This window comes from Alkalibacter saccharofermentans DSM 14828 (genome assembly GCF_900128885.1).
In the GTDB taxonomy this organism is placed as follows: domain Bacteria; phylum Bacillota; class Clostridia; order Eubacteriales; family Alkalibacteraceae; genus Alkalibacter; species Alkalibacter saccharofermentans.
Genome location: NZ_FQTU01000012.1, coordinates 33,101 through 46,867, shown reverse-complemented (window position 1 = coordinate 46,867; position 13,767 = coordinate 33,101). Strand labels below are relative to the sequence as shown.

The following is a 13,767-nucleotide window of genomic DNA, read 5'->3' as shown; positions in this document are numbered from 1 at the left end:
GTTAACCCTTTCTAACCAGTTTCCCCAAAAATTTTCTCAACCTGTTGCGGCCAGGAAACATCTCTAGTTCTTCTTCCGTTAGGCCTTTTATAGATATAAGGCTGACCATATATATTATTATACATAAAAAAATAGAAATTAAAACCGAAAAGGCGTTATTTAACCAATTATTGAGGAAATCATAGGCCAAAATTCCGAAAAAACCCATAAACGCCGATGCCGCAACAGGTTTTAACACTGTTTGGACAGGGTTTATCCTTACGTTCGTATACTTCCTTACACTCTTGTAATTGAGAGCTCCAATCACAAAATAGGCAGACATATTGCTTATTACCAGGCCGTAAATATTAATTTCCGGGATGGATACAAAGATGAAGTTAAACACTAAATTCACAAAGAGCCCCGGTATCAAATGCTTTAGAGGCAATGTGAACTTGTCCATTCCCTGAAGGATACTCTGTAGCGTATTGGCAAACATAATCAAAACGGTACTAAAAGCAAAGTAATTCAGTATGCCTCCTCCGAACGCGCTATTGGGAAAAAGCAGAGCGAATATCTCCTCGGAAAATACAGAAAGTCCCACAGCACAAGGCAAAGCTATTAATAGAATCATCCTAAGACCCAGTTCTGTCTTGTGCTTTATAGCGGCCTTGTTTTTCAGAACAAAGGACTCGCTGATGGAAGGCACCAGAGTTATGGACATCGCAGTGCTGAAGGTCAAGGGAACGTTTATCATCGTCTGGGCAAGTCCATAATCACCAAACATCATTGTAGCCTGTCTAAGATCAAATCCTGCCTTTGCCAGCCTTGAAACGTACGTAAATGAATTTACGATTCCAAACAGAGATACCACCGCAGAAGTCAGTGTAACAGGTATCGCTATCTGCAGCAGCCTCTTTACGAGCTTTCTGTTGGATTCCTTCGCAAACCTGCCGCTGCTTTTTTCCACTTTCTTTCGGAAATCCTTTATGAATAAATACCAGGCAAATATCAAAAACAAAAATGCCGCCACTGCTCCAAACAAAGCTCCCGAAGAGGCACCTCCTGCACCTTCGGCATATCCGAAATTATTCGTAAGATAAATGCAGAGCCCTATCCCAAGCAGCACCCTTGCAAATGCCTCTATTATCTGAGATATTGCTGTAGGCGTCATCATCTGCATGCCTTGAAAAAAACCTCTAAATCCTGAAAGCAAGGACACAAAGAAAGGGGCAAAAGCAAGTCCAAGGAGAGCATAATAAGTACCCTCGTCCCACCCCGCTATTTTAATTATGAAGTTTGCGCCCAAAAACAGGGTCAACGACGCTACACTCCCCACTATGAGCATGAAAAGCATAGATATCTTAAAAACATTCATTACTCCCAAATAATTTTTGACAGAAGCTCTTTCTGCTATCATCTTTGATATCGCCACAGGAACTCCTATTATCGAAATGGTCAGCATCAGGTTGTAGATATTATAGGAATTATAATACAATCCATAACCGAAACTGTCTAGAATCCTACCTATAGGTATTTTAAAAAACAGTCCCAGGAGCTTTGCGATGATACCTCCTATAGCAATTATCCCAGCACCTCTTATATAAGAACTACGACTCATGTTTTTCCTCCAAAAACGCCATAAGCGCCTGTTTAATGTACTTCCCGATAAAACATTTTACTTCTTATGGGACTCTTTGTAAAGAAAAGGTTGAAAAACCGGAGATTTTATCTCCGGTTTCTTTAAAGTTTGTCGTAATAAACTTCAATTTCATATGATTCTTTCTCCTGAAGGAAAAATTCCTCATATGCTTCGTTTCTCTTTAAGGATAGCACCCGCTCGTATACAGTGCTCTCAACTTCTTCAAACGCTGCAGGCTCCATATCATCCCTTGAGTAGACGTAACCCAGGTAATACAGACCTTCGGATTCAACAAGTCCGGTAAAATCCCCTATGCCTGCATCGAATAGTTCCTCCGCGAAATCTTCCGCCATATCTGTAAAGTACAAAGGTCCGAAGTCATCCGCATAAAGAACATTTTTATCTTCCCTGTAAGCCTCGATGGCTTCGTCCATGCTCATTTCATCGCTTTCAAGCTTCGCCTGCACTTCCTCGCCGGTATTGCTTGCGGTAAACACAAAGCCTTTTGCATGCACAGTGGAGTAGTTGTATACCCGGATATTTTCTTCATAGTGCCGGTAGGCTTCCTCTTCAGATGCCTCAACGCCTTCCGTGACCCTTTCGTAAAGGGCGTATATCATTTGATTGTCTGCAGAAAGCTTCTTTACAAAATCCTCGAAATCATTTCTGTCGATTCTGTATTCATCTAGGAGCTTTTGGTAATCATCTTCTCCGTAGCTTTCCAATACCATCTCAAGCAATGATTCCGCCTCCTGCAAGGCTTGTTCCTCGTCAATTTCGATGCCTAGTTTTCCAGCGCTTTCCACAAGGACTGCTCCCTCCACCATATTGTCGAGGATATTCTTCTTTAGGGTTTCAAGGCCTTCACCCGACTGAGGCATCTCAGCTTGAGATAAGTCGTAGCTAATTTTAGTTAGTAACATGTATTGATCAAAGGAATCTTTTGATATCTCATTTTCGCCAATTCTCGCATAGACACTAGGCTCTGACTGACAGCCGGAGATGATAAATGCTGCAAGAATTATAATGGTCAACAAGGTTTTTTTCATACTTCCTCCACTTATTATAATCTCGAGGGATAAGTCTTAACCTTATACTCCTCCTTAAGCTCTTCAAGATAAGTCAAAAATGGATCTTTAACCTCTTCTTTGCTTATATCCGCATCTTCCATAGCCCGATCCTTGAGAGACATATACTCATCCGTTACTTTGCCCGCAATCAGGATTTGTCTTATTTCATCGGTTTTATCTTCCAAGGTAGGGATTTCAACCTCGTTTTTGTCATATACGTAAATAATGTGATAGCCATACTGGCTTTTAACCGGCTCTTGTATTACCTCCCCTTTGCCAAGGGCAAATGCTGCATCTGCAAATTCGGTAACCATCTGGTTATGAGTGAATTCCCCAAGATCAGATGCCTCTCTTACATTTTCATCATCCTGGGCTTTTTCAAAAGCTTCTTCAAAGCTTTCAGCGTCACTGATTGAATCCATCAATTCCCGAGCGTAAGATTCAGACTCTGTCAAAATGTGTTTTGCGGAAATGCTGCTTGTGTCGTAGCTTGATTTTTTATCTTCATAGTACTCGCTTATTTCATCCGACGTAACGACAATACCCGTTTCCAGCTGCTTCTGAAGCTTTTCTATGTGGACTATCCTGACTGCCTCTTCTTTCAATAATCTATTGTAGTCATCCAAGCTTAGGTAGTAGTCCGATAAAAATCCTTCCAAGGCCTCCTGATCGAAGTATGTGGCAAAATAAGCCTCCAGGTTTTCCACCTCTTTGCCAATCTCATCTTCAGTAACCTCCACCCCTTCATCTAAAGCCTTCTTATACATGACCCTGGATTCGGATATCTTGCTGAGAAGCTCATCATAGATAAATGTGAGGCTTTCCTGGTCCGAAGGCAGACCTGAGCCCATACTGACATAATAATCGAATTCCAGCTTGGAAAGGTGATAGTAAAACTCGTCCTTCAGGATCTCTTGGCCATCCAAAGTCATAACCACTTTTGACAGCTCTTCTTCTTTATTTTCGTTGAGTTCGCTGTTGAAGTTTTCAATCGCGGCATTTGCATACCTTATATCCTCAAGATAGGATCTGAAAAACTCCTCGAAAGACTCCTCGTCCATGTGGTTCTCTGCGAGAAAAGAGCCGTACCCATCTTCTCCCATTGTTTCTAAAAAGCTGTCTAAATAGTTTCCGGTCTCATCGTCAAGTCCTTCCGAATCTATTTCCAGCTCTAACTCCAATGCTTTGTTTTTTAGAACTCTGATTTCCGAAATGGTATTTAAGATATCTTCCTTTAAAAGGTCTAGATCGTCCCCTTCCGGCAAGGTATAACTGTTTAATTCATAAACCATCTTATGATAAGTAAGGTAGCTGTTAAACTCCCTTTTCAATATCTCCTCATCTTTCAGTTCAATTACTACTCTTTCCATATCTTTTTCTGTATCCACCTGTATCAGACCGCATCCCGCTGTCGCCAAAATCATTAGGGCAGCCAGTAAAACCACAATAATCTTTTTACCCATTTTCAAATTATCCTCTCCTCGTTTGTCATACCACTTATTATATCGGATGAGCGCCATTTTTTAAACGCTGAATTTTATTTAGCAAATTTCCGATCATGGCTATATTCTTCCGGCCATCCTTCATGCTCTTCAGCATCAGGGTCATCTGAATTTCGCCAGGATTAAATTTTAACTTATCAGTCTTAATTATTTCTTTAATCTCCATAGGAGACAAGTAGTGGTCCTCATCGAAAACAACCTTTATGTTATCGCTTATCTCTTTAATGGAAATGATGCCCAAAGCGGATGCGGTGTTCTTGACAAGAGCAATATTCATGAGATTCATGACACTATAGGGGATGTCACCGTATCTATCAATGACCTCTTCTTGTATCTCATCCATATCCCGGATAGAATCTATGCCGGCGATCTTTTTGTATAATTCGTACTTTTGCTTTTCGCTTTTAATGTAAGATCCGGGGATGTAAGCATCTGCCTTCAGCTCTACGGCAGTCTGCACCTTTACCTCTCTTGTCTCCCCTTTAAGCTGACTAACAGCGTCTTCGAGCAACCTACAATACATATCATAACCTACAGAGAGCAAATGCCCGGACTGTTGAGGCCCCAAAATGTTACCTGCGCCACGAATTTCCAAGTCCCGCATCGCAATTTTAAAGCCCGATCCAAAATCAGTGAAGTCTTTGATGGCCTTTAATCTTTTCTCAGCGACTTCGTTTAAGGTCTTGTCCTTCTTATAGGTAATGTACGCAAATGACAGTCTGTCGCTTCTTCCAACACGGCCTCTTAACTGATAAAGCTGAGATAAGCCCATTTGATCGGCATTTTCGATTATCATCGTATTGGCTCTTCCTATGTCCAGCCCGGATTCAATGATGGTGGTGCATACGAGCACGTCAAACTCGTGGTCTATAAAGTCCATCATGACGTTTTCCAGCTTGGTTTCTCCCATCTGTCCATGAGCCACTTCTACTCTTGCCTTTGGAACCATCTCAGAAATCTTTGATCCTATCCCCTCTATCCCTTTAACTCGATTGTACACGTAGTAAACTTGACCGCCTCGGGCGATCTCTCTTTCCACCGCATCCTTGATAATAACCTCGTTGTATTCCATTACGTAGGTTTGCACCGGCGTTCTGTTGTGGGGCGGCTCATCGATGATGCTCATATCCCTAGCCCCTATCAAAGACATATGCAGGGTTCTCGGTATAGGGGTTGCAGTCAGCGTCATTACATCTATATTGCTCTTGAGGGCCTTTATCTTTTCCTTGTGCTTCACTCCGAATCTTTGCTCTTCGTCGATGACCAAAAGCCCCAAGTCATCAACAACCACATCTTTAGAAAGCAGCCTGTGGGTTCCTATGACTATATCCACCCTTTTTTTCCTTATATCTTTGATGATTTGTTCCTGCTGGGTTTTGGTCCTGAACCTGGACAACATCTCAATTCTTATCGGGTAGTCCGAAAATCGCTGTACGAAGTTGTTAAAATGCTGCTGCGCCAATACCGTCGTGGGCACCAGCACCGCTACTTGCTTACTGTCCATCACTGCCTTAAATGCCGCCCTTATAGCTACTTCGGTCTTACCATACCCTACATCGCCGCAAATCAACCTGTCCATGGGTGTATCTGATTCCATGTCCCTTTTGACATCGGATATAGCTTTAAGCTGATCTTCTGTCTCCTCATAGGGAAATTTCTCTTCAAACTCCTTGATCCACTCATTGTCTCCGGGGTATCTATGCCCTTTAACGCTCATTCTTGTAGCATAGATTTCCATCAGTTCTCTGGCCAGTTCCTCAACGGACTTCTTGGCATTGCCCTTTACTTTTTTCCACTCCTGGCTATCCAGGCGGTTAAGCTTAGGCTCCTTGTCTCCAAAGCTCATATACACCTGTATTGCCTCCATCTGGTCTACGGGTATATAGAGCTTGTCGCCTTTTGCATATTTCAGATGTAAAAAATCCTTTTTAATCCCCTCAATGGGAATCTGTTCGATGCCCATGTAAACACCTATTCCGTGGGTGTCGTGAACAATGTAATCTCCTAGCTTAAGCTGAGTAAAGGTTTCAATTTTTTTGCCCTTTTTCCTCTTCGCCTTTTTCTTCCTGGTCTCTTTTTTGAAAATCTCGCTGTATGTAAGCCATACTGATTTATCATTATAAAGTTCAAACCCCGTCTTAATTGAAGAGCGGAGCATATTGACGCTGCCATGATCAGGCTCAAAATCCTTTTGGCTTGTACTAAAGCCTATCTGATATCCATTTAGCATCTCCTTAAGAGCATCAAGTTGATCTTTTGTTTCGTAGGTAACATACACGTGATAATCCTTCGCGAACCAATCAGTTATTTGATCTGCCAAAGCTCCTATCTTACCGTAAAAAGAGTATATCTCCCTGGAAGATGCATCGATTTCGACATCTACGGGAAATCTTCCGAAGCTCTTGTGCAGCTTTTGAAATTCGATGCTCTTGAAACCCTCCAATATTTTCATGACCTCATCCGGCTTGTGCAGCACCTCGATACTCTTAGGTATTGCCTCCCCTTTTCCCAATAGGTTTGAAAATTCTTCTTCAGTCCGGCTTCTTATTTCGTCGATGATTTCCGCAAAGGAACCGGCATCGTCTAGGTAAATCCTGTCTTCTTTGTGGAACCAACCGGTAAGATCGGTCAGCACTTCCTCATGCCACGGAATTATGGACTGGATATTTTTATACGTTCCTGTCTTTATCTTCTCCATGAGCTCGCGGAAATTCGCCTTGCTCTCTTTGTCGTGAAGCGCCTTTTTCAAATATTCTTCCATGAACTCGACGCAATCTTTAGCCAGCTTGTCCTTTATTTCCTTAGGAAAAAAGATCTCCCCGGCGGGAGTTATCCTCATTCCTTCGACTTTTTCCACCGATTTTTGGTCCTGCACGTCAAATATCCGAATGGAATCTATTTCATCGTCAAAAAACTCCACTCTGAAAGGCCTTGGATTTACAGGATCGAAGATATCCACGATACCGCCTCTGGCCGCAAATTCACCGCTTTTTTCTACCTGCTCGACTCTTTCATAACCTAAGGCTTCAAGTGTTTCCAGGAAGCTTTCCACCTCTATCCTTTCTTCCACCTTAAATGAAATCCTCGATTTTTTAAAAGCTTCCTTTGTCATCATTTTTTTCATCAGAGATTCCGGGGTTGTGACTATCAGCTTCCCTCTCTTATGGGCCATCTCATTTAAAACAACCAGTCTTTCATCGCTTATCTCACTGCTTCGATTTTCAAGAAACAAGAAATGATACGGTTCCGGCGGCAAATAAAAAGCTTTATCCTTAGAGATACTGTTGATAAACTCCGTATATTGCCTTGCCTTCATTTCATTTGGGCATATAAACAGATGATTTCTCTTATCGTGAGATAAAGCCGCCATGATAAGAGATTTTACGGAGTCTTCGCAGTTGTATACCCCTATTCTTTTTATGCCTTCTTTGTAATGTTTATGGAGAGTTTTTATAGTCGTTGTGTTTTTTACGGTGTTTAAAATTTGATCCTTCAAAATTATCCCTCCACGACGCATCGGCCCGGACCTAAATCCGGGCGGTATAGTCATTATTATATTTATCTGTTATAGAGGTTCATCGCCGCATGGACATCCTTCTCCACATAGGATTCCACAGCTTTCGCAGCCTCTACAACGGCTTTTTTCATAAGTTCCTTTTCTTCACCTGAGAACCTCCCTAGAACATAGGCAGCCAAATCCCCAAATTCAGGTTTCCCAATACCGATTCTGAGTCGGGGAATGTCGTCACTTTGCACATGATTTATTATTGAGCGCATCCCATTGTGTGTCCCTGCGCTTCCTTTTGGCCTAAGCCTTATCTTGCCGGGTTCCAAATCTATGTCGTCGTAGGCCACAAGCAGATCCTCCGTGTCCAGACCATAATAGTCCATGATTTCCTTGACGCACTCTCCGCTTAGGTTCATATAGGTCTGCGGCTTGACTAACAGCACTTTTTCTCCTGCATGCCTAAACTCTCCCATCAACGCCCTATGCTTTGATTTAAAGGACACCTTGTGCTTGTCCCCCAGGTAATCTATAAGCTCAAAGCCTATATTGTGCCTGGTTAGGTCATATTTTCTTTCCGGGTTTCCCAGCCCTATTATCACTTTCATATCTTCACCAACTTCAAACAGAAATTAAGAGACAAGAAGCCTTGTCTCTTAAGTATTTAGTCAAACAATGAGCTTAGAGATTCTCCATTGTGAACTCTTTCAATTGCATTTGCGAAAATCGGTCCTGCCGACAAAATCTTGTATTTGTCCAAACATTTTTCCTTTGGGATGTCGATAGTGTTAAGAGCAACGAGTTCCTTAATGGCAGACTGCTCTATCCTTTCCACCGCAGGGCCTGACAATACAGCATGGGTACATGCCGCATAAACATTTTTCGCCCCCATTTTAGCCAATGCGTTGGCTCCGTTGCAGATTGTTCCCGCAGTATCTATCATGTCATCAGCCAGTATGCAATTTTTATCCTTTATATCGCCAATTATATTCATAACCTCTGATACGTTGGCTTTCGGCCTTCTTTTATCGATAATGGCCAGTGGTGCTTCTAAAAGCTCAGCGAGTTTTCTAGATCTAGGCACGCTGCCAGCATCTGGGGATACCACAACCATGTCTTCCATGTTCAAGGACCTATAATACTCAGCGATTATGGGCAGCCCTAGCATGTGATCCACAGGCATATCGAAAAATCCTTGAATCTGGGTTGCATGAAGATCCATTGTTATTACCCTGTCAGCACCCGCAACCGTTATAAGATCAGCAACAAGTTTGGCCGTTATGGGGTCCCTGGACTTTGCTTTTCTGTCCTGCCTTCCATACCCGTAATAAGGGATGACTGCATTGATTCTTCCTGCTGAAGCTCTCTTCATTGCGTCTATGATGATCAAAAGCTCCATCAAGTTTCTGTTTACCGGATAAGACGTGGACTGAATTACAAATACGTCCGATCCCCTGACAGTTTCGTTGACATTTACCGAGATTTCACCATCGCTGAAGGCTCCAACTGTAGAGTCTGTCAAAGGTATGCCAAGTATATCAGCAATCTCCTTTGCCAGTTGAATGTTGGAATTCCCAGCGATGATCTTCATTTCTTGAAACTTACCATCCATTTATTCTTTCTCCTCCTAAATTATATCTATGTGGCTATTTATTTAATAAATAGCCTTCTTTATTTACCTGCCTGCAACGCGCTATGGCCAAGCTATCTTCGGGAACGGTATCCGTTATTGTGGAGCCTGCCGCTATGTATGAGCCCCGCTTAACTGTAACGGGAGCTATAAGGTTAGTATTACAGCCTATGAAAGCATCGTCCTCCACTACCGTAAGATGCTTTTTCTTTCCGTCATAGTTTACAAACACGACGCCACAGCCCAGATTTACATTTTCCCCTACGATACCGTCTCCGACGTAAGTCAAGTGGGACGCCTTTGATCCATCTCCGAATTTCACGTTTTTAAATTCAACAAAATCCCCAATCTTGGCGTTTTTTCCGATTTCACATCCCGGCCTGACATATGCATAAGGCCCTATCTTGGTGTGGTCTCCAACTTTGCTTTCAGCCAACGTAGAGCTTTGTATTCTGACGCCGTCTCCTATGATGCAATCGAGAATTTTGGTATTTTCCAATATCTCACACCCCGAGCCTATACGAGTAGCACCTTCTATTATGCACCCGGGATAAACCACTGTGTCGCTGCCTATTATAACTTCTTCATGTATATATGTGCTTTCAGGATCTATAAACGTAACGCCGTTGTCCATATGCTTTTCATTTATGATCCTTCTCATTATTTTTTCAACCTGCGCGAGCTCTACCCTGGAGTTAACAGCCTTTATGTCTTCTTCATCCGTCGTCCATGTGCCGGTTTTCAAGCCAGCATCGTTCATGATCTCGATGACATCCGTTAGATAGTACTCTCCTTGGGCGTTGTCGTTGTCAAGTTTTTCCAAGGCCATGATAAGGTCATCGCTTTTAAAGCAGTACATGCCGGAGTTTATCTCATTTACCTGCAGCTCTTCTGATGTTGCGTCCTTTTGCTCAACAATTTTTTTCAAGTTTCCTGTTCCATCTTTTATGATCCTGCCGTATCCCTGGGGGTTATCCATCGCCGCGGCAAGAACTGTGGCGCTTCTCTTCCCTTCTTCGTGGCTTTTGATTAGCTCAGACAAGGTCACACCGCTTATTAGAGGGGCGTCTCCTACCAGTACCAATACGTTCGTATCGTCATTTGGAAGATTGTCCGCTGCGATCATCACAGCATGTCCCGTCCCCAGCTGTTTGTCTTGGCTGATATATTTTATTTGTTCTCCAAGAGCCTCTTTAATAAGCTCTTTTTTGTGGCCTACGATTGCGTATATTTGATCTGCCCGTGCTTTCCGGCAGCTATCTATAACATGCTGAATCATATATTTGCCCGCAACCTTGTGAAGCACCTTTGGAATTTCAGATTTCATCCTAGTGCCTTTTCCTGCGGCTAAAATCAATGCTATTGTATTTCCCATTGCACGCACCTCCATAAAAGTTCATAGTACTCGCATTATTATTATATTCTTTAATTTGGTTTTTGTATACATCAAATTACCCTGAAAAACAGGTAAATAAAAAAAGGGATTGCTCAATCCCTTTATTCTATGATTATTCTAAAATTTCACTCTCTTCATCAATGTCATCTTGTTCTTCTAAAACTGCTGTGTATTTTTCAAGAACCGAATCCTGGATTTGAGTTCTGGTATCCATGTTGATTGGATGAGCTATGTCCTTGAATTCTCCGTCCGGAGTCTTTCTGCTTGGCATTGCAATGAACAAACCGTTCTGTCCCTCGATGATTTTAATATCGTGAACGACAAACTGATCGTCAAAGGTCACTGATACAATCGCTTTCATCTTGCCTTCCTTTGAGATCTTTCTAACTCTTACATCTGTGATTTGCATCTTTTTAGCCTCCCCCTTAGTTATAAGACATTGATAGACATTGATACTGTTGTATTATCTATTATATAGGAAATTTCCTTTTTTTTTTAGTACTTTTTTAAAAAAAATTAGTTTTTTTTAATTTTCATCCTTCTTTACCTATGTTTATTTCTTTATTCTGTCAAATGGATAAATATTTACCTCTCCATCCATTGGGTCGAGTCTTTCTATCATCAACAATGGGTGAAATTTCTCCACCAATTTCTTCTCGGGATCTTTCATGGCAAGCAACACCGATATTCCTTTTACCTCTGCTTCAAATTCCATCATCATGTTGACGATTCCCATCGCCGTCCCTCCCCCCTTCATGAAGTCATCGACTACTACGACTTTGGCTCCCTTTTTCATGGCCCTCTTTGAAAGAGACATAGTGCTTATTTTCGAACTGCTTCCCGATACGTAATTTATGGTAACCGTGGTTCCCTCAGTGACCTTGCTTTGCCTTCTTACTATGACAAGTGGAAGGTTCAAGTATTTAGCAGTCATCAAAGCCACCGGTATGCCCTTGGTCTCCATTGTAACGACGTAATCAATCTTTTCGTGAAGATATCTGCTTGCGATTATCCTTCCCAGCTTGTCTACTATATCCGGCATGTAAATAATATCCGTATAGTACAAGAATCCTCCTGGAATTATCCGCTCTTTGTCCATGAGCTTTCTGCAAACTTCTTCAAGAAACATTTCAGTGTCTTCTATCGACATGACAGGCACATACTTTACTCCGCCGGCGGCACCCGCGACGGTTTCAATTTTCCCCATTTCCAGATTTTCTATTATTTTCTTCACTACAAGGACATCTTCACTGATGCTCGATTTTGCTGCAGAAAATTTCTCGCTGAAGAAATTATAAGTTATAACCTTATTAGGATTGTCTGCCAATATCTTGATGATAGCTCCAATCCTTTCGTTTCGTTTATATTTTTCCAATTTTGCACCTCTTATATATCGATTTGTCGCATTAATAAAACACGAATATTAACACTTACATTTTTAATTTTATTCATATTTACCCTAAAATTCAACGTATATTTAACATTTTTCAAATATTGATTTATTTTCATACTCAAAGATTAAAATCACCACCTATGTGTTATAATATTTTCAGATGTAAAATACAATCAAACATCCACTATTAGAAAACAAGCGAGGTAAATTAATTTGAAGCGAGAACTCGAAAAAATCCTTTCAATACATTTAGACAGAGTCCATTTTGTAGGCATAGGAGGCTCTAGCATGAGCGGCCTTGCGTCCATACTCATAGAAAACGGCATAAATGCGACCGGCTCGGACATGCAAAGCTCATCTTATACTGACAAGCTCTTATCCTCAGGCGCAAAGGTCTCCATTGGTCATAGCGCTGAAAACATAGATGACGACTGCAGCCTGATTGTCTACACAGCAGCCATCGACAGCGAGAATCCAGAACTAAAAAAAGCGCAAGAACTGGGAATCCCCATGCTTGAAAGAAGCGAATTTTTGGGGATAATGACTGAAGCCTTCGGCAAGACCATCGCAGTTGCGGGAACCCACGGAAAAACGACCACATCTTCTCTCATCGCATCAATATTCTATTTGTCTGGACTCGACCCTACAGTCAGCGTAGGTGGAGTTGTTCCAGCACTACAGGGCAACTACAGAGTGGGAAAAAGCGATTATTTCGTAACAGAAGCCTGTGAATATGTGGACAGTTTTCTGAGATCGAGACACAAAATCGGCATAATATTAAACATCGAGCTAGATCATGTGGACTACTTCAAAAACTTAGACCAGGTGAAAGATTCCTTTAAAAAATTCGCGAGTATTATCCCTAAGGATGGATATCTAATCGCAAACGGAGACAGCAAAGACATCCTCGATATTTGCCACGCCCTAGAGTGCACAGTCGTTACAACCGGTCTAAATGAAAACAACGAATACCAAGCGACAAACATTTCCTATGACGCCAACGGCAAGCCATCTTTTGACGTATATAAAAAAGGAGTTCTTTTACACAGATTCACCCTTTCTATTCCCGGCGAGCATAACGTTATGAACTCACTTGCGGCGATTGCCTGCGCAGATATCTGCGGCATTCCTGCAAAGATGCTTTCGGAGAGCCTAAAAACCTTCACTGGCGCTGGAAGGCGATTTGAGTTTAGAGGTCGAATAAACGACATCACCGTAGTAGAGGATTACGCCCACCATCCTACGGAACTGAAGGTTACTATAGACGCATGCAGGAATTACGACGCTGACCGCTTGATAGTAGTATTCCAACCCCATACCTTTTCAAGAACCCACCACTTCTTTGACGAGCTTACCGGTGCACTTAAAGACGCGGACTATGTAATAGTCAGCGACATCTATGCAGCAAGAGAAAAAAACAAATGGGGCATAAAAAACGGTGAACTTGCAGATGCCTTGAATAAAGACCATCAAACTTCAGCGATCCATATCAGTGATTTTGATGAAATTTCAAATCATGTAACCTCAATGGCTAAACCTGGAGATTTCATCCTGGTAGCAGGAGCCGGAACGATAAACAAGGTAGCCTATGACATAGCGGAAAAGCTAACTAAGAGATTCTCGGAAAACCCATAAAAATAAAACACCTCG

The 13,767-nt window shown here is 42.0% G+C and carries 10 protein-coding genes; 1 reads left to right on the top strand and 9 read right to left on the bottom strand.

The window, feature by feature from the left end; all coding sequences use genetic code 11:
• Position 1: 1 nt before the first annotated feature.
• The 9 genes from BUB93_RS08585 to purR all read right to left on the bottom strand — a co-directional run bounded on the left by BUB93_RS08585 (position 2) and on the right by purR (position 12,099).
• Positions 2 to 1,600 (bottom strand): putative polysaccharide biosynthesis protein, encoded by a 1,599-nt coding sequence (locus BUB93_RS08585; protein WP_073271112.1) that lies wholly within the window; start codon positions 1,598 to 1,600, stop codon positions 2 to 4.
• Positions 1,601 to 1,722: 122 nt separating this feature from the next.
• Complete coding sequence (locus tag BUB93_RS08580) at positions 1,723 to 2,670, bottom strand: SurA N-terminal domain-containing protein (RefSeq protein WP_073271111.1); 948 nt, start codon at positions 2,668 to 2,670, stop codon at positions 1,723 to 1,725.
• 14 nt (positions 2,671 to 2,684) lie between these two features.
• A complete protein-coding gene (locus BUB93_RS08575; RefSeq protein WP_242945450.1) occupies positions 2,685 to 4,154 on the bottom strand; it encodes a SurA N-terminal domain-containing protein in 1,470 nt (489 codons plus the stop codon).
• A gap of 37 nt (positions 4,155 to 4,191) precedes the next feature.
• Positions 4,192 to 7,689, bottom strand: a complete 3,498-nt coding sequence (mfd, locus tag BUB93_RS08570; protein WP_159432074.1) for a transcription-repair coupling factor — start codon at positions 7,687 to 7,689, stop codon at positions 4,192 to 4,194.
• 62 nt (positions 7,690 to 7,751) lie between these two features.
• On the bottom strand, positions 7,752 to 8,306 hold the full coding sequence (pth, locus tag BUB93_RS08565) for an aminoacyl-tRNA hydrolase (RefSeq protein WP_073271108.1): 555 nt from the start codon (positions 8,304 to 8,306) through the stop codon (positions 7,752 to 7,754).
• 56 nt (positions 8,307 to 8,362) lie between these two features.
• A complete protein-coding gene (locus BUB93_RS08560; protein WP_073271106.1) occupies positions 8,363 to 9,310 on the bottom strand; it encodes a ribose-phosphate diphosphokinase in 948 nt (315 codons plus the stop codon).
• A gap of 34 nt (positions 9,311 to 9,344) precedes the next feature.
• On the bottom strand, positions 9,345 to 10,703 hold the full coding sequence (gene glmU / locus BUB93_RS08555; RefSeq protein ID WP_073271104.1) for a bifunctional UDP-N-acetylglucosamine diphosphorylase/glucosamine-1-phosphate N-acetyltransferase GlmU: 1,359 nt from the start codon (positions 10,701 to 10,703) through the stop codon (positions 9,345 to 9,347).
• 133 nt (positions 10,704 to 10,836) lie between these two features.
• Positions 10,837 to 11,133, bottom strand: a complete 297-nt coding sequence (gene spoVG, locus BUB93_RS08550) for a septation regulator SpoVG (RefSeq protein WP_073271102.1) — start codon at positions 11,131 to 11,133, stop codon at positions 10,837 to 10,839.
• Positions 11,134 to 11,277: 144 nt separating this feature from the next.
• Positions 11,278 to 12,099: a pur operon repressor gene (gene purR, locus BUB93_RS08545; protein ID WP_073271101.1), complete on the bottom strand. Its 822-nt coding sequence runs from the start codon at positions 12,097 to 12,099 to the stop codon at positions 11,278 to 11,280.
• Positions 12,100 to 12,330: 231 nt separating this feature from the next.
• Here purR and murC point away from each other — a divergent pair, with 231 nt between their 5' ends.
• The gene (murC, locus tag BUB93_RS08540) at positions 12,331 to 13,752 is read left to right on the top strand and encodes a UDP-N-acetylmuramate--L-alanine ligase (protein WP_073271099.1); all 1,422 of its coding nucleotides are present in this window, start codon (positions 12,331 to 12,333) and stop codon (positions 13,750 to 13,752) included.
• Positions 13,753 to 13,767: the final 15 nt, after the last annotated feature.